The 24,877-nt window shown below is 66.5% G+C and carries 19 protein-coding genes; 13 read left to right on the plus strand and 6 right to left on the minus strand.

Annotated elements, in window-relative coordinates:
* Nucleotides 1–3 precede the first annotated feature (3 nt).
* Genes FQU96_RS26830 through FQU96_RS26840 form a run of 3 tightly spaced genes read left to right on the plus strand, consistent with a single transcriptional unit; the run spans nt 4 to nt 2,439 of the window.
* A complete protein-coding gene (locus FQU96_RS26830) occupies nt 4–963 on the plus strand; it encodes a branched-chain amino acid ABC transporter permease (protein ID WP_146544440.1) in 960 nt (319 codons plus the stop codon).
* Nucleotides 960–1,712, plus strand: a complete 753-nt coding sequence (locus FQU96_RS26835) for an ABC transporter ATP-binding protein (RefSeq protein ID WP_146544441.1) — start codon at nt 960–962, stop codon at nt 1,710–1,712. The genes FQU96_RS26830 and FQU96_RS26835 overlap by 4 nt, the downstream gene beginning before the upstream one ends.
* Nucleotides 1,705–2,439 (plus strand): ABC transporter ATP-binding protein, encoded by a 735-nt coding sequence (locus FQU96_RS26840; protein ID WP_146544442.1) that lies wholly within the window; start codon nt 1,705–1,707, stop codon nt 2,437–2,439. The genes FQU96_RS26835 and FQU96_RS26840 overlap by 8 nt, the downstream gene beginning before the upstream one ends.
* A gap of 2 nt (nt 2,440–2,441) precedes the next feature.
* On the opposite strand, the gene FQU96_RS26845 is transcribed toward FQU96_RS26840, so the two are convergent.
* The 4 genes from FQU96_RS26845 to FQU96_RS26860 all read right to left on the minus strand — a co-directional run bounded on the left by FQU96_RS26845 (nt 2,442) and on the right by FQU96_RS26860 (nt 8,405).
* Nucleotides 2,442–5,033, minus strand: a complete 2,592-nt coding sequence (locus tag FQU96_RS26845; RefSeq protein WP_146544443.1) for a TRAP transporter permease — start codon at nt 5,031–5,033, stop codon at nt 2,442–2,444.
* A gap of 69 nt (nt 5,034–5,102) precedes the next feature.
* Nucleotides 5,103–6,080, minus strand: coding sequence for a TAXI family TRAP transporter solute-binding subunit (locus FQU96_RS26850; RefSeq protein WP_146544444.1), 978 nt, complete (start codon nt 6,078–6,080; stop codon nt 5,103–5,105).
* Nucleotides 6,081–6,135: 55 nt separating this feature from the next.
* Nucleotides 6,136–7,470, minus strand: coding sequence for an aspartate aminotransferase family protein (locus tag FQU96_RS26855; protein ID WP_146544445.1), 1,335 nt, complete (start codon nt 7,468–7,470; stop codon nt 6,136–6,138).
* A complete protein-coding gene (locus FQU96_RS26860; RefSeq protein WP_255468577.1) occupies nt 7,467–8,405 on the minus strand; it encodes a MurR/RpiR family transcriptional regulator in 939 nt (312 codons plus the stop codon). The genes FQU96_RS26855 and FQU96_RS26860 overlap by 4 nt, the downstream gene beginning before the upstream one ends.
* A gap of 266 nt (nt 8,406–8,671) precedes the next feature.
* Between FQU96_RS26860 and FQU96_RS26865 the strand changes: the two genes are divergently transcribed.
* The 7 genes from FQU96_RS26865 (at nt 8,672) to FQU96_RS26895 (ending at nt 19,105) form a co-directional block, all read left to right on the plus strand.
* Nucleotides 8,672–10,294, plus strand: coding sequence for an ABC transporter substrate-binding protein (locus FQU96_RS26865; RefSeq protein ID WP_146544446.1), 1,623 nt, complete (start codon nt 8,672–8,674; stop codon nt 10,292–10,294).
* 2 nt (nt 10,295–10,296) lie between these two features.
* Entirely contained in the window at nt 10,297–11,328 is a 1,032-nt protein-coding gene (locus tag FQU96_RS26870; protein WP_146544447.1) for an ABC transporter permease, read from the plus strand.
* On the plus strand, nt 11,325–12,170 hold the full coding sequence (locus tag FQU96_RS26875) for an ABC transporter permease (RefSeq protein ID WP_146544448.1): 846 nt from the start codon (nt 11,325–11,327) through the stop codon (nt 12,168–12,170). The genes FQU96_RS26870 and FQU96_RS26875 overlap by 4 nt, the downstream gene beginning before the upstream one ends.
* The gene (locus FQU96_RS26880; RefSeq protein WP_146544449.1) at nt 12,167–13,828 is read left to right on the plus strand and encodes an ABC transporter ATP-binding protein; all 1,662 of its coding nucleotides are present in this window, start codon (nt 12,167–12,169) and stop codon (nt 13,826–13,828) included. Before FQU96_RS26875 ends, FQU96_RS26880 begins: the two co-directional genes overlap by 4 nt.
* 22 nt (nt 13,829–13,850) lie before the next feature.
* Complete coding sequence (locus FQU96_RS26885) at nt 13,851–15,863, plus strand: hydantoinase/oxoprolinase family protein (RefSeq protein WP_146544450.1); 2,013 nt, start codon at nt 13,851–13,853, stop codon at nt 15,861–15,863.
* The gene (locus FQU96_RS26890) at nt 15,860–17,449 is read left to right on the plus strand and encodes a hydantoinase B/oxoprolinase family protein (protein ID WP_146544451.1); all 1,590 of its coding nucleotides are present in this window, start codon (nt 15,860–15,862) and stop codon (nt 17,447–17,449) included. Before FQU96_RS26885 ends, FQU96_RS26890 begins: the two co-directional genes overlap by 4 nt.
* A 213-nt stretch (nt 17,450–17,662) precedes the next feature.
* Nucleotides 17,663–19,105, plus strand: coding sequence for a PLP-dependent aminotransferase family protein (locus FQU96_RS26895; RefSeq protein ID WP_255468580.1), 1,443 nt, complete (start codon nt 17,663–17,665; stop codon nt 19,103–19,105).
* 459 nt (nt 19,106–19,564) lie between these two features.
* Here the strand turns inward: FQU96_RS26895 and FQU96_RS26900 are convergent, their stop codons facing one another.
* Entirely contained in the window at nt 19,565–20,734 is a 1,170-nt protein-coding gene (locus FQU96_RS26900; protein WP_146544453.1) for an IS110 family transposase, read from the minus strand.
* A gap of 281 nt (nt 20,735–21,015) precedes the next feature.
* Between FQU96_RS26900 and FQU96_RS26905 the strand changes: the two genes are divergently transcribed.
* Genes FQU96_RS26905 through FQU96_RS26915 form a run of 3 tightly spaced genes read left to right on the plus strand, consistent with a single transcriptional unit; the run spans nt 21,016 to nt 24,428 of the window.
* Nucleotides 21,016–22,344: an aminotransferase class III-fold pyridoxal phosphate-dependent enzyme gene (locus FQU96_RS26905; RefSeq protein WP_146544454.1), complete on the plus strand. Its 1,329-nt coding sequence runs from the start codon at nt 21,016–21,018 to the stop codon at nt 22,342–22,344.
* Nucleotides 22,344–22,718, plus strand: a complete 375-nt coding sequence (locus FQU96_RS26910; protein ID WP_146544455.1) for a nuclear transport factor 2 family protein — start codon at nt 22,344–22,346, stop codon at nt 22,716–22,718. Before FQU96_RS26905 ends, FQU96_RS26910 begins: the two co-directional genes overlap by 1 nt.
* A 27-nt stretch (nt 22,719–22,745) precedes the next feature.
* Nucleotides 22,746–24,428, plus strand: a complete 1,683-nt coding sequence (locus tag FQU96_RS26915) for a long-chain-fatty-acid--CoA ligase (protein WP_146544456.1) — start codon at nt 22,746–22,748, stop codon at nt 24,426–24,428.
* Here FQU96_RS26915 and FQU96_RS26920 read toward each other — a convergent pair.
* Nucleotides 24,415–24,849 carry a cupin domain-containing protein gene (locus tag FQU96_RS26920; RefSeq protein WP_178130725.1) on the minus strand — a complete coding sequence of 145 codons (435 nt, stop codon included), beginning with the start codon at nt 24,847–24,849 and terminating at the stop codon, nt 24,415–24,417. The two genes, FQU96_RS26915 and FQU96_RS26920, sit on opposite strands and share 14 nt — an antisense overlap.
* Nucleotides 24,850–24,877 lie beyond the last annotated feature (28 nt).

Consider the following 24,877-nt stretch of genomic DNA (forward strand, 5'->3'; position numbering starts at 1 on the left):
GCGATGACGAGCCGTCACTGGGAGTGGGTATTCTGGATCGCGGCGATCGCCATACCACTGCTGTTCCCCAGCAAGCTGCTGCTGATCAACGAGATCGCGATCCTGGCGCTGTTCGCCCTCTCGCTCGATCTGCTGCTGGGCTATGCCGGCATCGTGTCGCTGGGCCATGCCGCGTTTTTCGGTGTCGGCGCCTACGCCGCCGGCCTGCTGGCCAAGCATGGCCTGACCGAGCCGGTGAGCGGCCTGCTGCTGGCCTCTGCCGCCGCTGCCGTCATCGGCTTTCTCAGCAGCTTCCTGGTGCTGCGCGGCTCGGACCTCACGCGCCTGATGGTGACCATGGGCGTGGCGCTGATGCTGCTGGAGGTCGCCAATCGCTTCGACACCATCACCGGCGGCGCCGACGGCCTGCAGGGCGTCACCATGGGCCCGCTCCTGGGCCTGTTCCGCTTCGACCTCTACGGCCGCACCGCCTGCGCCTACAGCCTCACGACACTGCTGGTGCTGTTCCTGGTCGCGCGCCGCATCGTGCGATCGCCGTTCGGCCTGTCGCTGCGCGCCATCAAGGGCAACCGGCTGCGTGCCACGGCGGTCGGCGTCCCCGCCGACGCGCGGCTGGTCACCGTCTACACCATCGCCGCCGCTTACGCCGGTGCCGCCGGGGCGCTGCTCGCCCAGACGACGCAGTTCGTGTCGCTCGACGTACTCGACTTCCATCGCTCGGCCGATGTGCTGCTGGTCCTGGTGCTGGGCGGCTCCGGCTATCTCTACGGCGGCCTGATCGGGGCCGCGATCTTCAAGCTGATGCAGGATGGACTGGCGGCGTGGACGCCGCAGTACTGGCAGTTCTGGATTGGCCTGGTGCTGGTGCTCATCGTCATGATCGGCCGCGAACGGCTGTCGGCCGGCGCCCGACGCATCTGGGCCCGGCTCGCGCGCCAACATGCCGGCGAGCAGCCGTCATGACCGCGGCGCTGGAGACGGTCGGCCTGCGCAAGAGCTTCGGTGCGCTGGCGGCCACGCGCGACGTGTCGCTGCGTGTCGAGGCTGGCGCTCGGCACGCCCTGATCGGTCCCAACGGCGCCGGCAAGACCACGCTGATCAATCTGCTGACGGGCGTGCTGCGGCCGGATGGCGGGCGTGTCCTTCTCGACGGCGCCGACGTCACCGGCCTGCCGCCGCAGGGCCGCGCCCGTCGCGGCATCACGCGCACCTTCCAGATCAATCAGCTGTTTGCCGATATGACACCGCTGGAAACCGTGGCGCTGGCGGTATCGGAGCGCCGCGGCCTGGGCCGGCGCTGGTGGCACCCGCTCGCCGCGCACACCGACGTTCTCGACGAGGCGACGGCCCTGCTGCAGCGCTTCGGCCTGGGCGACTCCCTGCGCACCCGCGCCGGCACCCTGCCCTACGGCAAGCAGCGCCTGCTGGAGATCGCCATCGCGATCGCCGGCGGTCCGCGCGTGCTGCTGCTCGACGAGCCGGCTGCCGGCGTGCCCGAGGACGAGCGGCACGAGATCCTGGCGATCGTCGCGGCGCTGCCCGAGGATGTCGCCGTGCTGCTGATCGAGCACGACATGGACCTGGTGTTCAGTTTCGCGCGGCGCATCTCGGTGCTGGTCGACGGCGCGCTGTTCGTCGAGGGCACACCGCAGGACGTGGCCCGCGACCCACGCGTGCGCGAGGTCTATCTCGGCGAGGCGGCGCATGGCTGAGCTGCTGAGCGTCGATCGCCTGCGCACCGGCTACGCCGAGGCTGTCGTGCTCGACGACATTTCGCTGTCGCTGGCCGAAGGCGAGGCGGTGGCGCTGCTGGGCCGCAACGGCGCCGGCAAGACAACCTTGATCACCAGCCTGCTGGGACTCACCCGGTGGCGTGCCGGCACGATCCGACTGGCCGGTCGCGACATCACGCGCCTGTCGCCGGAACGGCGCGCACGCGCCGGCATCGGCTGGGTGCCGCAGGAGCGCAGCATCTTCCGCTCGCTGTCGGTCGAGGAGAACCTGACGGCGATCCGGCGGCCGGGCCCGTGGGACGTGACGCGCGTGTTCGGCCTCTTTCCGCGGCTGGCCGAGCGGCGGCGCAACCTCGGCGATCAGCTCTCGGGCGGCGAGCAGCAGATGCTGGCGATCGCGCGGGCCCTGGTGCTCAACCCGCGCCTGGTGCTGCTCGACGAACCGCTGGAAGGACTGGCGCCGATCATCGTCGAGGAGGTGCTGCAAGCCCTGCGCCGCATCCTGCGCGAGGAAGGCCTGTCCGCCATCGTGGTCGAGCAGAAGGCACGCCAAGTGCTGGCCGTGACCGACCGCGCCGTCATACTCAACCGCGGTACTGCCGTGTATGACGGATCCAGCGCCGCCCTGCTGGCCGATCCGCATCTGCTGGAAGCACGCCTCGCGGTGGGCGACGGAACGCCGGGCGCCCCGCCGTCGTCAGGATAGACCTACGCGACCGCCACTCGTCGCCGGCGGCGCTGGTTCAGCACGATCAACGCATACACGAGCAGCCCCGGCACCGCGAACCAGTAGGGCGACATGCGATCGGCCGGTACCATGACCGCCTTCACCTCGTCGCCCTGCTTGACGCCCAGCCGTGCCGCCTGGCTGCCCAGCCGAACCGTCTGCGCGACCCACGTGCCGCCCTGATCGGCCAACGTCACGCCGGTGGCCCGGATGCGATCGAGCCCGGTCGCCCCCTGCCCCAGCGTCAGCCGCACGACACGCTCGACATCGTCACCGGCGCGATCCTGGGTCTCGAAGCGCAGGCGCAAGGCACCTTCCGCCGGCGTGGCGTCGGCCAAGGTGCGGATCGTCTCAGGCCCCTTGGTGACGTAGGGATCGACGAACCGGTCGAGCCAGAACGACGGCCGGAACAGGGTGAAGCACACCACCAGCAACAGCACCGTCTCGTACCAGCGGTTGCGGGTCAGCAGCCATCGTTGCGTGGCGGCGACGAAGGCCCCCATGGCGATCACCGAGCAGCCGATCACCATGAGGAAATGCAACGGCCCGCGGATATCGATCATCAGCACTTCGTTGTTGAAGATGAAGATGAACGGCAGCAGCGCCGTGCGCGCTTCATAGATCGTCGCCTGCCAGCCCACGGCCATGGGATCGGCGCCGGCGATGGCACCACCGGCATAGGCTGCCAATCCCACGGGGGGCGATACGTCGGCCATCAGCCCGAAGTAGAAGACAAACATGTGCACCGCGATCAGCGGCACCACGAGGTCGTTCAGCGAAGCGACCTCGACCACGACGGGCGCCATCAGCGTCGCCACGACGACGTAGCTCGCCGTCGTCGGCAGGCCGGTACCCAGCACGATGCAGATCAGCGCCACCAGCACCAGCATGGCGATGAAGTTGCCGGCCGAGAGAAACTCGACGATTTCGGCCATCACCAGGCCGATGCCGGTCAGGGTCACGGTGCCGACGATGATGCCGGCCGCCGCCGTCGCGATGCCTACGGCGGCCATGTTGCGTCCGCCGGCGTCGAGGCCCTGCACGAATTCCCGGGCACCCTGGCGCCAGTGTCCCAGCAGATCCCGTTCGCTGCGGAAGAAGGCGGTCAGGGGTCGCTGCGTCAGCACCAGGCCGCCCATAAAGACGGTGCCCCAGAAGGCGGATAGGCCGGGAGACAGTTCCTCGACCATCAGGCACCAGATCAGCACCGAGACGGGTATAAGATAATGCAGGCCCGTGCGTGCCGTTTCATAGAAGTCAGGTACAGTGACCAGTTCCTTGGTCGGATCATCGATTGGCAGGTCGGGATTCTTGGCGCGCAAGGCCACTAGCCCGATGTAACCCGCGATCAACACAACACCCATGATCCAGCCAGACGCATCACCGAAGGCCTGTTTGGTCCAGCCGAAGCCGTAATAGATCACGCTCGCCAGGATGACGAACCCGGCCAAGGTCAGCAGCGCTTTCAGGCCGCCCTGCACCCAGGCCTGGCGGTGCGTGCGCGGGATGCCGCGCATGCCGGCTTTCACCGCCTCGATATCGACGATGTAGAACAGCGCGCCGTAGATCATGATCGCCGGCAGGAAGGCGTGCTTCACCACGTCGGCGTAGGTGATACCGACATACTCGGCCATGATGAAGGCCGCCGCGCCCATGACCGGCGGCATGATCTGGCCGTTGACGCCGGCAGCGCACTCGATCGCGGCGGCCTGCGTCGGCTTATAGCCGACGCGCTTCATCAGCGGGATGGTGAAGGTGCCGGTAGTGACCACGTTGGCGACCGACGAGCCTGAGATCATGCCGGTCATGCCCGACGATACGACGCCAGCCTTGGCCGGACCGCCGCGGTAGTGGCCCAGCAGCGAGAAGGCGAGCTGGATGAAGTAGTTGCCAGCACCGGCCTTGTCGAGCAGGGCACCAAAGAGCACGAACAGGAAGATAAAGCTGGTCGACACGCCCAGCGCCACGCCGTACACGCCCTCCGACGTCAGCCAGAATTGCGACGCCGCACGGCCAATGGACGCGCCCTTGTGCGACAGCAGTTCGGGCAGCAACGGCCCCGCGAAAACGTAGAGCAGCATCAGGATGCACACGATCGGCATCCACGGACCCTCTGCGCGGCGTGACGCCTCGAGCAGCAACACGATTCCCACTGTGGCTGCAACGATATCCAGCGGCTTGATCAGGCCTGGGCGGCTGGCGAGGTCGTTGTAGAAGACGACGAGGTAAAGAACAGCCGCGATGGCCAGTGCTGCCAGGATCCAGTCGATCACCGGTACGCGATCGCGCGGCGAGGACTTGAAGGCGGGATAGGCTGCGAACGCAAGAAACAGCGCGAAGGAGAGATGGAAGCAGCGCGCTTCGGTATCGTTGAAGATGCCGAAGCCCAGTTCAAACGGTATGGGCGATGCATACCAGAGCTGGAACAGCGACCAGACGATGGCGACCGCCGAGATCAGCCGTGTAACGGCGATGCCCGGCTTGCGGCCGCCCATGTCGGCCTCGACGACGAGCGCGTGCACGTCGACGCCGGTCGGCACATTGCCCGTGCCGTTTTTCGTCTCCGCGACCATGGACCTTCCCCCGCTCTCTTGTTGATTTTCCCTTCTCCCCGCAAGCGCGGGGAGAAGGGCTTTGCAGGACTACAGCCAGCCGCGTTCCTTGTAGTATTTGGCCGCGCCGGGATGCATCGGCGCCGACAGGCCATCCTTGACCATGTTCTTGGGGTCGAGGTTGGCGAACGCAGGGTGCAGTTTCTTGAACTCGTCGAAGTTCTCGAACACCGCCTTGACCAGGGCGTAGACAACGTCGTCTGGCGTCTTGGCCGACGTCACCATGGTGGCGAGCACGCCATAGGTTTCCGTCGGGTTCGGATTGTTGGCATACATGCCGGCGGGGATCGTCACCTTGGCGTAGTAGCTGTGGTCCTTCACCAGCTTGTCGACGGCCGGGCCGGTCAGCGACACCAGCTTGGCGCCGCAGCTCGTGGTCGGATCCTGGATGTTGGCCGACGGATGGCCGACCCCGTAGAAGAAGCCGTCGATCTTGTTGTCGCACAACGCCGGGCCGTGCTCGTCGGCTTTCAGCTCGGAGGCGAGCGAGAAATCCGACAGCTTCCAGCCCAGGGCGCCGATCAGCTCCTCGAGCGACTGGCGCGTGCCCGACCCCGGGTTGCCGACATTGAAGCGCTTGCCCTTGAAGTCCTCGAACTTGCCGATATTGGCTTCCTTGCGCGCCACGACCGTGAACGGCTCGGGATGCACCGAGAACACCGAGCGCAGATCGCCATAGGCGCCACCCGACTTGAACGGCCCCTCGCCCTTCAGCGCATTGAAGTGCACGTCGGATTGAGCCAGGCCGAAGTCGAGTTCACCGGCCTTGATGGTGTTGATGTTGAAGGCCGACCCGCCGGTCGATTCGACCGAGCAACGGATGCCGTGCGCCTTGCGATCCTTGTTCAGCAGGCGGCAGATCGCGCCACCGGCGGCGTAGTAGACGCCGGTGACACCGCCGGTCCCGATGGTCACGAACTTCTGCTGCGCCTGCGCCGCACCCGGGATCATCATGCCGGCCGCAATAAGGCCAGCGATCAATGACGTTGCACCCAATACCCTGATCATTTCACCCCTCCTCCGCAATCAGCACCGGCATGTGTCGCCGGCTGCGTTACCCAATCTACCCGCGGACACCGGCGATCGCGGCATCGATGGCGCCCCCCAGCCGCTCGACGATGGTCTCGATATCCTGCGGCTGCACGATAAAGGGAGGCGCCAGTAGCACATGATCGCCCCGCGCGCCATCGATGGTGCCGCCCATGGGATATACCAGCAGTCCGCGTGCCATCGCTTCGGCCTTGATGCGGGCGTTCAGCTTCACGGCCGGATCGAACGGTTTCTTCTCGCCGCGATCCTCGACCAGCTCGATCCCCTGGAACAGGCCGCGGCCGCGGATGTCGCCGACATGGTGGTGATTGCCGAAACGCTCGCGCAGGCGACGCTGCAACAGGTCGCCCTGGCGCACCACATTGTCCAGCAGCTTGTCGCGGCGAATCACGCGCTGCACCGCCAGCGCCGCCGCGCATGACACGGGATGGCCGATATAGGTGTGGCCATGCTGGAACAGCCCGGAGCCGGCGCTGATGGCGTCCATGATCTTGCCGCCCACCAGCACGGCGCCGATGGCGGCATAGCCGCCGCCCAGTCCCTTGGCGATGGTCATCAGGTCGGGTGCAATACCTTCCTGCTGGCACGCATGCAGGGTGCCGGTGCGGCCCATGCCGCTCATCACCTCATCGAGGATCAAGAGGACGCCGTGACGGTCGCAGACCTCGCGCACCTTGCGGAAATAGCCGGGCACCGGCGGCACCGCGCCCGATGTGGCGCCAACCACGGTTTCGGCGACGAAAGCGATCACCGTGTCGGGCCCGAGCGTGCGGATCTGGGCATCGAGCTCGTCGGCCAGGCGCTGGCCATACTGCTCGGCCGTCTCGTCGTCGCGCCTGCCGCGATATTCGTAGCAGGGCGAGACATGATGGGTCTCGATCAGCAGCGGCTGGAACTGCTTGCGCCGCCATTCGTTGCCGCCGACCGCCAGCGCGCCCAGCGTGTTGCCGTGATAGCTCTGGCGGCGCGCGATGAAGTGGCGCCGCTGCGGCTGGCCTTTCTCGACGAAGTACTGTCGCGCCAGCTTCAGCGACGCTTCGATGGCCTCCGAGCCGCCCGATACGAGATAGACATGCGACATGCCGGCCGGCGCGTGCGCGATCAGATCGTCGGCCAGTTCCTCGGCGGCATCGGTCGTGAAGAAGCTGGTGTGGGCATAGGCCAGCGTATCGATCTGCGCATGCATCGCCGCCACCACGTCGGGATGGCCGTGGCCCAGGCACGAGACGGCCGCGCCGCCGCTGGCGTCGAGGTAGGCCTTGCCGTCCTTGTCGTGGATATAGAGGCCGCGCGCGGTGGCGGCGCGCGGATAGTCTTGCCGGATCTGGCGATGCAGGATGTGGGTCATGTCGGGCTCCGTCGGCGCTCGCTGCCGAGCGCATAGATATCGAGCGCGGCCAGCTCGGCCTCGGTGGCAGCGATCGCCTCCAACGCACCCTCGCCGCGACGCGTCGCCAGCAGCGCGACCAGCAGCTCCGCGACCGCGAAGGCCGGCACCATCGTGTGGAAGAACGATGGCGACTCGGTGGGTACGACGATCGCCGCATCCGCCTGCCGCGCCAGCGGCGAGGCCGTGCTGTCGGTCAACGCCACGACGCGCATGCCGCGCGCCGCGGCATGCCGCGCCAGGTCGAGTGTGGTACGCACATAGGGCTTCACGCTGACGGCGAACAGCGCATCGCCGTTGGCGGCGCCGCGCAAGGCATCGGCGCCGGTGCCGCCGGCGCCTTCGATCAGATGGCAGTCGGCGCCGGCGAACGACGCCACGTATTGAAAGTGGAAGGCCACGCTGAAGCTCGACCGCAGCCCCAGAGCGAAGATGCGGCGCGCGCCGCCCAGCACACCGGCGGCCGCATGCACCTGCGCCAGGACATCGGCATCGGCCAGGCGCTGCACGTTGCCGGCGGCCGCCGCCAGCATGTCGGCCACCAGCCGGCTCTCGCTGGCCTTGCCGCGCGCCACCAGCGCACCGCCCTTGTCGGCGAACCCGATGGCGCGACGTCGCACGGCTTGGGCGTAGAGATCGCGAACGCTTTCATAGCCCTCGAAACCCAGGCGCTGGGCCAGCCGCGTCATGGTGACGGGCGGCACGCCGGCGCGCTCGGCCTGGCTCCGCATGCTGAGCAGCGCCACGTCGTCAGGGTGGTCGAGCATCCATCGCGCCGCCGAGCGCAGCTGCGGTGGCAACGTGTCGAGCGTATCCAGCAATCGGTCCTGCAGGGGCGCCGCGGGCATGACAATGACGGTAGCGCCACCGAGCCAGTGTTGCAACATATGTTTCATCAAGTGACTAAATGATCCGATTGTTCCATCAATGCCCGAGATCCACCTGCTTTCCGGGCCTTTCTCCTGTTGCCAGCAGCGCTGACGCAGAATGTCGCAGGGCTGCCGTGGCACGCTCCACCGCATTTCCCGGCATGTCTTCTGCTTGATTTGCCCCACTCGCGCCTTCTGGCTCAGTCCTTTACTTCGAATCTGGACCTTTCATAGCCCTTACTTTGTGCTGTCCGATGAGCCAGAACGATATGCATGCGCGGGGGTGCTGAAACATGGGATTGACGCGTCGCGGCGGCCTGAAAGCCGCCCTGGGAACTGCCTTTGGCGGTGTCATCAACACGGCGCTGCCGGGCACCGCCGGTGCGCAGTCGCGCGCCGAAACCCTGCGCCAGGTCATGGGCGGCACCATCAACACGCTGGATGCGACCACACCGGGCGCGACCCGCGAGGCCTTCGGCGCCGGCATGGCCATTTACGACCGGCTGGCCTCGTTCGGGCGCAAACAGGCTGACGGGGTCTGGACTTTCGACTTCGACAACATCCGCGGCGAACTGGCGGACAAGATCGACCGCTCGGCGGATGGCCGCGCGTTCACATTCCACCTTCGCCAGGGCGCGACCTGGCATGACGGCACGCCTGTCACGGCGGCCGACGTCAAATGGTCGCTTGATCGCGCCGTATCGGCAAAGTCGCTCTCCGCCGCGCAGGTCGCGACCGGCTCGCTCACCAAGCCCGACCAGTTCCGCATCGCGGGGGACCACGCGGTCGAGGTCATGCTGGACAAACCGGACCGCCTCGCCCTGGCCAATCTGTGCACGGCGCTCTCGCCCATGATCAACAGCACGCTGGCCAAGAAGCATGCGACGGCCGACGATCCGTGGGCGCAAGCCTGGCTGAAGGAGAACACGGCGGCGGGCGGCGCCTACATGGTCGAAAGCCATCGGCCGGGCCAGCAAACGATCTTGCGGCGCCACGACGCCTGGAAAGGCGGCGCCGACGGCAAACCATCGTTCTTCCGGCGCATCATCGTCCAGACGGTGCCGGAAGCCGCGACACGCGCCAACCTGCTGGAGCGTGGCGATGCCGATCTGTCGATCGACTTGCAGGCGAGCGACATTTCTGCCCTGCAGGCACGCGGCAAGGTGAAGCTGGTTGCCATACCGCAGACCAACGGCTTTACCGGCATCGTGTTCAACACGCGCGTGGCACCGTTCGACAACGTCAAGGTACGCCAGGCCATCGCCGCAGCCCTGCCTTACGACGACATGTACAAGGCGGCATTGTTCGGTCGCGGCCGGACATTGTTCGGCGCCGACTGGAGCGAAGCGCCGAGTTCTGCATTCCCGCAGAAGCTGCCGCTGCGCACGGACCTCGCCCAGGCCAAAGCGCTGCTGGCGGAAGCCGACATGGCCAGCGGCTTTTCCACCACCTTCGCCTTCGCGGCGGGCGCTGCCGCCACCGCGGAACCAGCAGCAGCACTGATCAAGGAAGCGCTTGCCAAGATCGGAATCGACGTCTCGATCCAGAAGATGCCGGATGCGCAGATGACAACCATGGCGGTCGAGCGGCGCCTGGCGTTCTTCATCGAGTCGGGTACGGCCTGGCTGCCGGCGCCGGATTACTTCATTCGCACCTATTTCAGCGGCGATCAGCGCTGGAACTTCAGCGGCTACAAGAATGCCGAGCTCGACTCGCTGGTCCAGGCGGCACGGTTCGAGACCGACGCCGCCAAGTACGATGCCGCCTGCAGGCGGATGATCACGATCGTGGCCCAGGAAAAGCCGACCCTGATGCTGTGGCAGCCCAATCAGGACGCGGTGATGGCGCCGAACATGGAGGGCTTCACCTATTGGTTCCACCGCCAAGTGGATTATCGAGATCTGCGGCGAGCGTGAGCATGGCTGTGTTCCGGAGCATCGGCCGGCGGGTCGGGAGGCGGTTCGTGGCCTCCCTGCCCGCGTTGCTGGGCGTGGTCGTCTTCACGTTCCTGCTGATGCGCGTACTGCCGGGCGATCCGGCCGCGTTTTTCGCGTCGGGCCCCAACGCCGGGCAGGAGGAGATCGACGAACTGCGACGCCAGCTCGGCCTCGACCGCCCCATCCCGGAACAGCTCGTTCGCTATCTCTACGACATCGCAACCGGCCATCTCGGACGCTCGATCACCACCGGCCAACCCGTGGTGCGCGATCTCGCGGAGCGGCTGCCGGCATCGCTCGAGCTCAGCCTCTGTGGCCTGGTGCTGGCGTTGGCTTTGGCGCTTCCGCTGGGGATCATCGCAGCACTGAGACCGGGCTCGCCGATCGACCATGGCGTGCGCTTCCTCTGTACGCTGGGCGTCTGCGTGCCCACGTTCGTGTCCGGCCTGCTGCTGATCTATGCCTTCTACGTCCTGCTGGGCATCGCACCGGATCCGACCGGCCGCCTGGACATCTTCGCGGCAGCGCCGCCAGACATCACCGGATTCCTGATGATCGATTTCGTGCTGGTGGGCGACCTGGCCGGCTTGCGCGCCGCGGCCGCGCAGCTGCTGTTGCCGGCGATCACCATGGCCCTGTTCGTCCTGGCGCCGCTCGCCCGCATGACACGCGCGTCCCTCATGACGGTGCTGGGCAGCGACTTCATCCGCACCGCGCGGTCGATCGGCATGACGCCCTGGCGCGTGATCATGGTCTACGCGCTGCGCAACGCGCTGCTGCCGGTACTGACCATCGTGGGCATCGTCTTCTCGACCATGCTGGGCGCCAACGTGCTGGTCGAGAAAGTGTTCTCCTGGCCGGGCATCGGATCTTACGCGCTCGATGCGCTGGTCGCCTCCGACTATGCGCCCGTGCAGGGCTTCGTGCTGCTGATCGCCGTGCTCTTCGTGATCGTGAACCTCACCATCGACATTCTCTACGGCATTGCCGACCCACGCGTATCGATCGAATGAACGCCACCCTCCGCCATACCGGCTGGGTGCTGCGCAGCAACCCGGTCACGACCTTCGCCGCCGGCGGCGCCCTGGCGATGGTGATTGTCGCCATCCTGTCGCCCTGGATCGCGCCCTTCGATCCAGTCGCATCGAACGTGCCCAATGCCCTGCAGCCGCCGTCGCTGACCCACTGGGCCGGGACCGACCAGTTGGGGCGCGATATCTTCAGCCGGCTCATTGCCGCGGCAAAGCTTGATCTCGCCATCGCGGCATCCGCCGTCGGACTGTCGTTTGCGGTCGGTGCGGTGATCGGCAGCTTCTGCGGCTATCGCGGCGGACGACTCGATCGCGCGGTCGGCCGGATCGTCGACGTGCTCATGGCCTTCCCGCTGTTCGTGCTGGCCATGGCGCTCGTCGCGGCCTTGGGCAATCGGGTCGAGAACATCATCATCGCGACCGCGATCATCAACCTGCCCTTCTATATCCGCTTCGCGCGTGCCGAGGTGAATGTGCGCCGCAATGCCGGCTGGGTCGAGGCGGCGCGCGCCGGCGGCGACAGTCACATGTCGATCGTGCTGCACTTCCTGCTGCCGAATATCCTGCCGACGATGGCTGTGCAGATCTCGCTCAACCTGGGCTGGGCGATCCTCAATGCAGCAGGTCTCTCCTTCCTCGGCCTTGGCGTACAGGCGCCGACTCCCGAATGGGGCATCATGGTGGCCGAGGGTGCGCGCTTCATCAGCACCGGCCAGTGGTGGCTGGTCACTTTCCCCGGTCTGGCGCTGATGCTGGCGGTTCTCTGCTTCAATCTGCTGGGCGATGGCCTGCGTGACATCCTCGATCCGAGGATGCGCACGTGAGCGGCCCCCTGCTCCAGGTCGAGGATCTGCATGTGTCGTTCAGCACGCGCGGCGGCATCGTTGAGGCCGTGCGCGGTATTTCGTTCAGCGTCGCGCCGGGCAAGACCCTGGCTATCGTGGGCGAAAGCGGATCGGGCAAATCGGTAACGGCCTATGCCGTAACGCAGCTGCTCGACACATCGGCCCGCATTGCGCGCGGACAGATCCGGTTCCGCGGCCAAGACATCACCCGCGCCGACGCCGCGCAGATGCAGGCCCTGCGTGGCGCCGCCGTATCGATGGTGTTCCAAAGTCCACGCTCGGCGCTCAATCCGATCCGAAGCATCGGCCGGCAGATCATGGACGCAGTGGGCGCGCACCACGCCCTGCCCAAAGCGGCGCAACGGGCACGCGCGCTCGAGTTGCTCCAGGCGGTGCGTATCCCGGAAGATCGCTTCGATGCTTATCCCGGTGAGCTCTCCGGCGGCATGTGCCAACGCGTTCTGATCGCCATGGCGATCGCCGGTAGCCCCGCGCTGCTGATTGCCGACGAGCCGACCACTGGCCTGGACGTCACGACGCAGAAAGCGGTGATGGACCTGCTCGCACGCTTGATCGTCGAGCGCAACATGTCGCTGATCCTCATCACCCACGATCTTGGCCTTGCCGCGCAATACTGCGCCGACGTGGCCGTGATGCAGCAGGGCAAGATGGTGGAACAGGCGCCGGCGGCAGCGCTGTTCCGTAACCCGCAGCATGAATACACCCGGAAACTGGTGGCCGCCTCGCCGACGTTCAACTCCACCGTGGCGGATCTGGTGAGTGCCATGCCGGCCACCGACAGGCCTGGTTGCCGGCCTGAACGAAGCGTGGAGCGCCGGGAAGGCAGCACGGCGCCGCTGCTGGAAGCGCACAATCTGATCAAACGTTACGCCAACGCAACGGCCGTCGGCGACGTCTCCTTCAGCCTGAAGCGGGGCGAGAGCCTGGGCGTTGTGGGCGAATCCGGCTCCGGCAAGAGCACGATCTCGCGCATGGTCTGCCGGCTGATCGACCAGGACGGCGGGCGGATCGTGTTCAACGGCAGCGATATTGGGACCATACCAGCCCGCGACTTTCACGCATCGCCGCTGCGACGCGACATCCAGATCGTCTTTCAGGATCCGCACGACAGCCTCAACCCGCGGTTCAGCGCCTTCGACTGCATTGCGCATCCCGTCCGGCGCCTGCTGAAGCTGACGGGCACCGCGCTCCAGCGACGCGTTGCGGAAAGCGCCGAGCGCTGCGGACTGTCGCCTGACCTCCTGCCGCGTTTCCCGCATCAGCTCTCCGGCGGGCAAAAGGCACGCATCGGTATCGCGCGTGCGATCGCCGTGGAGCCGCGCCTGCTCGTGCTCGACGAGCCGACCGCCGCACTCGACGTTTCCGTCCAGGCGATCGTCCTCAAGCTGCTGGACGATCTGCGCCGGGATGAAGGGCTGGCCTTTCTGTTCGTCAGCCACGACCTGAACGTGGTGCGCATGATGTGCGAGCACATCATCGTCATGCGCCAGGGCCAGATCGTCGAGAGTGGCGCCAGCAAGGGCCTTTTCGCCGCCCCCAAAGCCGCGTACACGCGCGATCTGCTGGCGGCCATTCCACACTTCGAGCCCGAACCTGTCCTGGCAGCCGAAGCCTGACGGACGAGCACACATCGAGGAGATGACGCAGTTGCAACAGAGGATCTGGGACATCGGCACCGACATCGGCGGCACGTTCACCGATATCATCGCCGTTCGCACCGGCACCAACGAGACCCGCATCGCCAAGGTGCCGTCCCGCCCCGATGCGCCGGTGCGCGCCATGCTGGAAGCCTTGGCCGCGGTCGGACTGTCCGCCAATGACGTGCGCCGCTTCGTGCACGGCACCACGCGGGTCACCAACGCGCTCGTCGAGGAACGGCTGCCTAAGGTGGCGCTGGTCGCCACGGCTGGCTTCGAGGATGTCCTGGAGATCGGCCGCTACCGCCGCCAGGAACTCTACCGGCTCGACGTTCCACCCAAGATGCCGCCGCTGGTGCCGCCGGCCTATTGCTTCGGCCTGAAGGAACGGCTGGATCACACGGGTGTCGTGCTCGAGCCGCTGGGCGAGGACGAGATCCGGCGCCTCCTCGGCTGGCTGCGCGCGAACGAGATCCAGAGCGTCGCGATCAGCCTGCTGCATTCGTACGCCAACCCGGTTCACGAAAAGATGCTGGCCGAACGGCTGGCCGGCATCGTGCCGCATGTCTGCACATCGCACGAGATCAACCCCGAGGCGCGCGAGTACGAGCGCGCGTCGTCGACCGTCTTCAACGCGGCAGCCATGCCCATCGCGGTCGAATATCTGACGGAGCTGGAAGAGAAGCTGCCGCTGGGGCCCAGCCTCCAGGTATTTCATTCGGCCGGCGCCATGGTGCCCGTGCCGGTCGTGAAGCGTCGACCACTGGTCATGGCCATGTCGGGTCCGGCTGCCGGCGTTTCGGCCTCCGCCCGCATCGCGCGTGACCTCAATCGCGCCCGCGTGCTGACCTTCGACATGGGCGGTACGACCACCGATGTCTGCCTGATCGTCGATGGCGCTGCCGAAATGACCGATACGCGCATGATCGGCGGTCGGCCGCTGCGCCAACCGATGCTGGCCGTGCATTCGATCGGCGCGGGCGGCGGCTCGATCGTGCGGCTGGGCCCCGGTGGGCTTACGGTCGGTCCGCAAAGCGCCGGCTCCGTACCCGGACCGGCCTGCTACGGCCGTGGCGGCGCGCAGCCCACCATCACCGATGCCAACGCCGTGCTGGGCTATCTCGACCCCGAGGCGCGGCTGGGCGACTCGATCCAGCTCGATGTCGCGGCGGCACGCCGCGCCATCGCACCGATCGCCCAGGCACTCGACCTGGGCATCGCCGAGACCGCATTGGGGATCCTCCGGGTCGCCAACGCCGCCATGGCCCGTGCGCTGCGACGCGTGACGGTCGAGCGCGGCGTCGATGGGCGCGACTGCACGCTGCTGGCCTTCGGCGGCGGCGGGCCGATGCATGCGACCGGACTGGCCGAGATATACGGACTGAACGAGATCATCGTTCCGGCAGCGTCGAGCGCCTTCTCCGCGTTGGGCTGCCTCACGGCCGACTTCAGCTTCCTGCAGCAACGCACCGTGCGCATGCCGCTCGACGACTTTCCGGCCAGCGCCTTCTCGGAGCGTATCGCCGACCTGGTGCGGGAGGCGACGACACCGCTCATCGCCAACGGCGTCGCGGCCAAGGATATCGCCGTCGAGTATGTCGCACTGATGCGCTATGCCGCTCAAAGCGACAGCCTGCCCGTGCCGTTTGCCATGCCGCTCGACATTCATGTGCTGAAGGCCGATTTCCATAGCCGGCACCAGGACCTGTTCGGCTATGCGACGGCCGAGCCCTGCGTCATCGAATCGCTGCGGATTCAGGCTGTGAAGGCCTCGTCCACGCCGTTTTCGCGGCCCGATGTCGGCCGCCCACCCGTCAAGGCCCGCAGCCGCGATTGCATCTTCGTAGGGGCAACGGCGGTACCGACCGCGATCCTGCCGCGTGAAACGCTATCGGGAGTCGTTGAAGGCCCGGCCATCATCGAGGATGCCTGGTCCACTGTCGTCGTGTCCCCGGGATGGCAGGCGCGGTCGGATGCCACGGGCAACCTTTACCTCACCAGGAGCGCGGCATGAGTTCGCTTGACCCCTTCGTCGTTGAGGTTATCCGCCACGGCCTGTCGGCTGCCGCGGAGGAAATGAGCCTGGTCATGACCCGCTCGGCACGGTCGCCGCTGCTGCGCGAGGGTGGCGACCTGTCATCGGCGATCACCGATGCAGACGGCGGCCTGGTCGGCCAGGGCCGTGACATCCCGATCCATCTCGGCGCCATGGCTTTCACAGTGCGCGAACTGCTGAAAGCTTGCTCGGCTGCCGACATGCGCGAGGGCGATGCGATCATCTACAATGTCGGCGCGCTCGGCGGAAACCACCTCAATGACGCGAAGGTGGTGCGCCCCGTCTATGTCGATGGCCGGCTCATTGCCTTCGCGCTGAGCCTGGCCCACTGGCCGGACATCGGCGGCACGTGGCCCGGCAGCTACCTGGCTCAGGCCGTGGACACATTCCAGGAGGCGATGCGCATTCCGCCGGTGCCGATCGCCAGCGCCAAGGGCGTGAACCGGCCGGTGCTCGACTTCATCCTCGCCAATGTGCGCGATCCGGTGGCTTGCGAAGGCGATCTCATGGCGCAGCTCGCCGCGACGCGAGCGGCCGAACGGCGCATTCACGAGCTCTGTGCGCAACACGGAACGCAGATTTTCGTCGACACGCTGGCGCGGCTGCATGATCTCTCCGAAGCCGAGATGCGGGCCGCCATCCAGGAGCTGCCGGACGGCGTCTACGAAGGTGAAGATTTCCTTGATGACGGCGGACCGGACGGCGCGCCCGCGCGCATCCACGTGCGCATCGAGATCCAGGGCGACGAAGCCACCTTCGATCTGTCGGGCAGCAGCGATCGTGTGCCCAACTTCTGCAACACCACACCTTTCATCGCCCGTTCCGCGGTCGCTTACGCAGCCCGCATCATGAGCGGACGGGACATGCAGCAGAATGCCGGGGCACTGCGGCCACTCACCATCATCACCCGGCCGGGCTCGATCCTCGAGCCCGGTTGGAATGCCGCCGTGGCCGCCGGCAACCACGAGACATCGATGCGCGTGGTCGACGCCGTCTTCCGCGCCATGGAACACGTCATCCCCGAACGCCTGTCGGCAGGCGGCCCGGCAACCTCCGGGCTGCTGGCCTTCGCCGAACCACGCCCGGACCAGTCCTGGCGCATGCTCTACGAAGTGCACGGCGGCGGTGAAGGCGCCCGTCATGACCGCGATGGCGTGCCGGCGACACGCGTGCATCTCACCAACACGTCCAATACGCCGGCCGAGGTCATCGAAGCCAACTATGCGATACGCATCGAGCGGCAGGCGATCCGCCGCGGCGCCGGCGGGGGCGGTCAGTTCAAAGGCGGCGACGGCGTGATCCGCAGTTACCGTGTGCTGGCCCCCAGCATGTGGCTTACCACCTGCGTGGAACGAACGCGGATCTCGCCCTTCGGGCTGAAAGGCGGCGAAGCGGGAAAACCTTATGTCATCACCCTGCAACGCAATGGCACAACGGAACAACTCTCCGGCAAAGCGAACCTGCTCCTGAAGCAGGATGACGTTGTGACGTTGGAAAGCTGCGGCGGCGGCGGTTATGGACAGCCGGATGAACGGGCGCGGTAGAAGACACGGCGCACAGCGCTCCGAACGGACGCTGGGGACGCGTGACTCTGTCGCGCGTCTTCTTCCGGGTCAGCGCATGACGCGCCTCGGAGTGGCGCGCCCCCGGCGCATGACCGTTGCGTTGCGGCAGAAATCCCGGGCGTCAGGGTGACCGCGACGGAACCGCTCACTGCACGACCAGACCGCGCGCGGCGGCGCATGTCGATGGCCGGCATGCATCTGGACCGTCAGTCGGACATGCCGCTCTACCAGCAGGTCGCGGCGCATTTGCGCAACCAGATCCTCGATGGCCGTCTGCCGGCCGGGGCGCGGCTTCTGGGATCGCGCACGCTCGCCGCCGAACTCGACTGTTCGCGCGCCATCGTGCTGACCGCGTTCGACCTGCTCTACTCCGAAGGCTATCTGCAGTCGGTGCCGCGCGGCGGCGTGGTGGTCGCGTCGGTCGCCCGGCCCTCCGGCACGATCGCACCGCCGCCCGATGCAGGATCGGTTGATTCATGGCTGTCCGAGCGCTGGCGATCGGTGCTGGATACCCGATACGAGTTCGACCTCGGATCGCCATTCAGCACCGGTACGCCTGATATCGCCGATTTCCCGTTCGACGTCTGGTCGCGGCTGCTGCGACAGACCTGGCACAACCCGACGCGGTCGACCTGCATCAACATGTCGCCGCTGGGCTGGCCGCCGCTGCGCGAGGCTACGGCGGAGTTCCTGGGCGCCGTGCGCGGCCTGCTCTGCCGTTCCGAGGAAGTGGCGATTACCGCCGCAAGCTCGGGCGCGCTCGACCTCTGCTGCCGCATGCTGCTCGACCCCGGCGATGAAGTCTGGGTCGAGGAACCGGGCTTCATCGAAGCGCGCTGGGCGTTGAAAGCCGCCGGTGCCAGGCTGGTGCCCGTGCCGGTCGACGACAAGGGTCTGTGCGTTGCCGAAGGCATTCGCCGGGCGCCCAATGCTAAGCTCGCCGTGGTCACGCCCTCGCACCAGTTCCCGCTCGGCGTCGCGATGCGACTCGAACGGCGCCAGGAATTGCTGGAATGGGCCAACCGCCAAGGCAGCTGGATCATCGAGGACGATTACAACTCCGAATTCCGCCATCGCGACAACATGCCGGCCTCACTGAAGTCGCTTGATCGCTCCGGTCGCGTCATCTACCTCGGCACCTTCTCCAAGGTCATGCTGCCGAGCCTGAGAATCGGCTATCTCGTCGCCAGCCCGCGCTTCGTCGAGGCCTTCGGCCGCGGCCGCGGCCGCATCGACGTCCACACCGCGGGAACCGCCCAACCGGCGCTGGTCGAATTTCTGCGCCAAGGGCACCTGCTGCGCTATCTGCGACGCATGCGCAAAGTCTATGCCGATCGCCAGCGGGCCGTCCTCGACGCCCTCACGACGCTGATGCAGGATGATCTGGAAGTACCGCCGACACCGGCCGGACTGCATCTCACCGCGCTGTTCACGCCACGACTGGCCGCGCGCGTCAGCGACCGCGATATCTCGCGCCGCAGTCGCGCGACCGGCAACTTCATACAACCCCTGTCGCAATGCTACCTCGGCGAGCCTGAGCGACAGGGACTGCTGGTCGGCTATGGACGACTGCCGGCGGAGGAAGCGTACCCGCGCCTGGCCACGATCGCGGCGCTGTTGCGCGAGCATTCATGAGAACGATCGTCTCTTTGCGTCGAAGATGTGCGGCAGGGAATTCATAGAGCGGTTCATAGGTTGATGGAATCTGCCAGCCGTCGTCCTTATATGGGCGTTAGAGAGTCAAGAGGTAAGCGCCAAGGATGGTCCCTTAGTTGGATCGGATAGATCTTCCTTCGCCGAAGCTGATGGCGGTTGGCGAAGATGAGTGAGCGTGATGCGGCAACGTTGTCGAGCGTAACGATATGGGACGCTGGGCATTGGCAGATTGCGCGTCGCACGGACGGCATCACCTTATATCCGGTCCAGTGTCGCAGCACTGGTACCCTAATTCCGCATGCACGCGGCAGTGGCCGCGGCCGGCATGGCCCAGGAGACGATGAGACCCCTCTGAGACGTCGGCGCTGGATAAGCCCAGTCCATGGACGACTACGGTCATCATCCGCCCCCGTTCGAAGACGCTCTGTTGCCGCGGGCTCAACGCTGCGGGGCGGCGCGCAGGACGGCGCCCTCAGGCACAACGCCATGCTCCAGAAAGCGCCACAGGGCGACCATGAGCTTGCGCGCCACGGCGACGATGGTGATGCGCCGGATGCGCCCCTTCTGGGTGCCGACGCGCTCATTGAACCAGCGGCTCAAGGCGCTGCCTGGCTGGTTGCGTCGCCACAGCCAGGCCAGTTCGACGGCCATCTCGCGGGCCCGGCCATTGCCGGCCTTGCTGATCCCTTGCTCGCGGGCCGATTGGCCGCTGTCGTAGGGCGTGCCGGTCAGCCCGAAGTAGGCGCCAACCTGGCGCCGGTTCTGGAAGTCGCGCCAGAACACCTCGCCGACCAGCAGCTGGGCACTGACCGGGCCCAGGCCTTTCAACTCGATCAGCTGATTGATCCTGGCCGCCATGCTGCCTGCTTTGGCCTCGGTGCGCGCCGCCTTGGCTTCGGCCTCGATCCGGGTGATCTGCTTGTCGACCAGCGCCAGACGCTCATGTTCGTCACGGATCTCGACCACCAGGTTTGCCGGCACGGCACGGCCGTCGCCGGTGCGCGCCGTCTTCAGCTGCTCCAGGAACCCCTTGGCCCGTGGCTGCACATCGCGCACCCCTTGGCCATGCAAGAGGCCCTTGATGCGGTTGACGTGTGCGTTGCGCTCCTCGACCAGCCGATCGCGCTCACGCCACGGGCGGCGCGCATCCTCCTGCTCCACCGACGGCGCCCGCACAACGCTGCACACCCGGGGCTCGCCGCCATCATGGCGCATCAGCACTCGGATCAGATGCTCCAGGTCCAGACGGTCGGTCTTGGCCCGCCGCGACCGACGATTCACTTGGATGCTGGCCGCATCCAGCACCAAGCTCTCGACGCCGCGAGCCAGCAGTTCGCGGTGCAGCCAGAACCCGTCGTAACCGGCCTCGTAGCAGCTCACGATCCGCACCGGCAAACCCAGGCGCTTCTGCGCTTTCTCCTGCGCCTTGCGGATCACTTTCCAGGCCGCCTCGATATCGCCGCCATCCACCACATACCGGCTCAGCTTGCGGCTGCCGGACAGCACAATACCCACCTGCCAACTCGCTTTGCCCAGTTCAAACGCTACGTACAGCGTGCCACACTCTTCCACGGCGACGGGGGTGTCGGTATGTTGCGAAGACTTCATCTCTTCCTCCGTAGGTTCGGCTTTTCACACTCCAAACCTACCTCCCGACCTCTCGTCGCCACATAGAATCTGAGCGCAGCGAAGGACCTTGCGGTAGATCGCTCAATGAGTGCCGGCAATGGTGATCATCAGTACCGATAGCGCTGACAGTGGGCCCGCTTCAATGAAGCGTGACTCTCGCCATCACCATCTGGCTCACGAAACCCGGCCACAACTGGCGCTGTCAGAAACCAGTGGTGCCACCTACTGTCCCGCCCGCAGACAGATTCAGGGAACGGGCGATGGGCAGACTATTGCGGACGGGCTTGAACGCGGGCACGGAGGCGCCACGCGTGGTGGGTGGCAAAGGTGTGTACTTCCACCTGAGTGATGGCCGGCGCGTGCTGGACGGCAGCAATACCGGCGGTCCGCTGGGTCACGGACATCCCGGCATGACCGAGGCGCTGCGCAAGGCGGCCGATCTCCCCATGGTCAGCGAAGGATGGAACTGGGAAGGCCGTGACCAGGCTGCCGAAGACGTGTTCGACATCGCGCTCGCCGGCGAGGACAGGTGGGCCGGCGCCGTGCGCTTCTGCCTCAGCGGAAGCGAAGCCAACGACATCGCCTTGTCGCTGTCGCAGGCGCTTACGGGACGGCACGCCATCGCGACCCGTGAACGGGCCTATCACGGCCTGGTCGGCCTCAGCCGGGACGTGACCGTGCAGCCGCATTGGCACGGCGGCCTGGCGGCACCGGACGGCGGCACCCGGCGACCGCCCGCCTGTGCACCGGTCCACGTCCTGCCGGCACCGGAGGGGGCCGTCTATCGCAGCCGCGTGGAGACGGCGGCCCGCCCGATCGCGCCACTGGAACAGCGACTGTCCGGCGCGGCCGACATGCTGCGGCAATCGGCAGCCGTCATCCTCGACTACACGCAAGGCGGCTTCTACCACGACGGGGCCTATCAAGACGCTGTCGCGGCGATCGCACGGCAGGAGGGCGCCTTCTGGATCGCCGACGAAGTGGTGACCGCCATCGGCCGTGCCGGCCGTGCCTTCGCTTTCCAGGGCGGCACGTCTCGGCCGGATCTCGTCACTCTTGGCAAGGGGCTGGGCGGTGGCATGACGCCCGTCGCGGCGATCATCCTGTCCAAGGACCTGGCCCATGAACTGAAGGGCAAGAGTTGGCAGAACTACGGAACGCTGCGCGGGCATCCCGTCAGCATGGCCGCCGTGAGCGCCTATCTGCGCATCGTGCGGGACGACGGCCTGCTGCAGCGCGTCAGCGCATTGGAGGGCCTGTACGCCCGCCGGCTGATCGAGATCGCCCGGCGCCACCCCAGCGTCTCGCGGGTCGCGGGCCAGGGCCTGCACTGGACCATCGAGCTGCACGGACCCGACTGGCGTCAATGGCTGGCCGATACGCCTGACGCACCGATCGCCTCGCGCGTCGCCGGCAAGGCACTCGACGCAGGTGCCGTGATCGGCACCAGCGGCGAGCAAACCTCGCTCTTCCTGGCGCCGCCGCTGATCATCTCGGATGACGAGTCGGAACGACTGCTCGACATTCTTGATCACAGCCTGGAGCTCGCCGACCGGGAGCACAATTCGATGATGGAAGGGGTTCACTGATGGACGACCAGCAGCAGATTCGCGCCACCGTGCAGGGCTACTTCGACGCCCTCTACGAGGGAAGCGTCGAAACATTCCGCAAAGTGTTCCATCCGCAGGCACAGCTCTTCTCCGCCGAGGGCGGCAATAGCGATGCGCTCGATCTCGACAGCTACATGAACAGGGTCGCCAATCGGGCAGCGCCCGCGTCGCGCAACGATCCGCGGCACGATGAAATCGTCAGCGTAACCATTGCCAGCCCGTCCACCGCCCATGTGCGCGTGCGCGATGCCCTCCTACCCAATCGTTTCGTCGATGAACTGCTGCTCGTGAAGTTCGCTGACGGCTGGAAGATCGTCTGCAAAGCCTGGGCGTACGACAAAACGGCGGCATAACCTGCCCAGGGTGAGAGGCGTTACGGCATGAGCGTGGTATGGCCGGCCGGCGTCGCGCGTGACCTGGGGCCGCTGCCGCGAAGCCTCGGGCAGGCACTTCAGGACGCCGCCCACCGACGCGGCGATGCCACGGCCATCATCTTCTACGGGCTGGAGATCAGTTTCAGCACGCTGTTGGATCGCATCGAGAGGCTGGCCGCGTTCCTCCAGAACGGCTGCCGCGTGCAGATCGGCGACCGCGTGCTGCTGGACATGCAGAACTCGCCGCATTTCGTCATCGCCTATCATGCCATCGTACGCGCCGGCGCCGTGGTCGTGCCGGTGAATCCGATGAACACGGCAAGCGAGTTGGCGTTCCTCTGTGGCGACAGTGAAGCGCGCGTGGCTTTGATCGGCGTCGAGCTGCTCGACCGTTTCGCCGAACTGATGCCGGCGCCACTGCACCATGTGATCGTCGCGCAGTACGCCGACGAGATACCGCGACCGTCGCCCTTCCGCCTGCCACCGGTGATGCGCGAGAGCGCGATGCCAGCCACGTTGCCTCGCGGCGCGGTTTCCTGGCAGACGGCGCTGTCCGAAACGCGGGCACCCTTGCCCGATGCAGCGGGCCCTGACGATCTCTGCGTGTTGCCCTACACCTCGGGTACCACAGGCAAGCCCAAGGCCTGCCTGCACACACATAGCAGCGTGCTCCACACGGCCCTCGCCCAGGCGCGCTGGTATGGCCTTGATGACCAGACCGTTCTGACCGGGTTCATGCCGCTGTTCCATGCTGCGGGCATGCAGATGTCACTGAACGGCGGCATCGCGATGGGCATCACCGTCGTCATCATGACGCGCTGGGACCGCGACCTCGTAGCGCCTCTCTTCAAGCGCTATGGCGTGACGGTTTGGAGTGCCGCACCCACCATGGTGGTGGATGTCCTGTCGGCGCCGGACTTCGACGCCCGCGCCTTCGACAGATTGCGGATCGTGACAGGCGGTGGCGCTGCCATGCCCAGCGCCATTGCGGCGGAACTGGACCGCCGTTGGGGGCTTCGCTTCATCGAAGGCTACGGGCTTACCGAAACCATGTCGCCCACACACCTCAATCCGGTGGACCATCCCAAGCCGCAGTGCCTTGGAATCCCGATCCAGGGAACCGTCTCATGCGTGATCGATCCGCAGACGCTGGCGGAAGTGCCCCGCGGCGAAACTGGCGAAATCGCTGTTGCCGGACCGCAGGTGATGCGCGGTTACTGGCGGCGACCGGAAGCCGATGCCACGGTCTTCTTCGAGCGCGACGGCGTGCGCTTCCTGCGCACCGGGGACCTTGGATGGATCGACGAGGACGGCTATTTCCACATCGTCGACCGACTCAAGCGCATGATCAACGTCTCCGGCTTCAAGGTGTGGCCCTCGGAGTGCGAAGCGACGCTGTATCAGCATCCGGCCATCCAGGAGTGCTGCGTGGTGTCGTCGCCGGATTCCTATCGCGGCGAGACGGTGAAGGTCTTCATCGTCAAGCGCGCCGGTGCCGATCTCACCGGGGATGGGCTGATCGCCTGGGCGCGCAGCGCCATGGCCGCATACAAGGTGCCGCGGATCGTTGCTTTCGTCGATCGCCTGCCGCGGTCGGGCAGCAACAAGATCGATTGGCGATCGCTTCAGGCCGCCGAGTGGGAAGGAAGAACGGAGCGGGAAGCGAGCGCGTCGACTACAGCGGAATGAGCACGAGAGACAGCGCCGTCATGTGCTCAGCACGGATACGGCGTATGACCCGCCCCGCGACGTTGCCGATGCGCTCCTGAACGCGCAGCAACGTTGCCGCGGGCCCGTACAACGGCTTGCTGCAGAAGGCGACTTTGCGCACGTATTGCGGAATGTGCCAGTGCGCCTTGGTTCCGACGAGGAACTGGATCACATCGCCGGCCTTCACATGCCAGACGGTACCATCGCGGTCGGTGATGACGGCAGCGCCGTCCACGATGTGGATGGTCTCATTGATGGAATAGTGCCAATGGAAGGAACCGGCGGTGCATTCCCAGAGGTCCGTCCATACACTGCCATCGGCGCTGCGCGACAACGATGCCGTGCGCGCCGCCGGCGAGCCGTCGATGATCCAGTCCGGATTGATGGGCGTGGAACTCAACTGAGCCGCTTCGACAGCAGCTTGTATA

This window comes from Reyranella sp. CPCC 100927, assembly GCF_007859315.1.
In the GTDB taxonomy this organism is placed as follows: domain Bacteria; phylum Pseudomonadota; class Alphaproteobacteria; order Reyranellales; family Reyranellaceae; genus Vineibacter.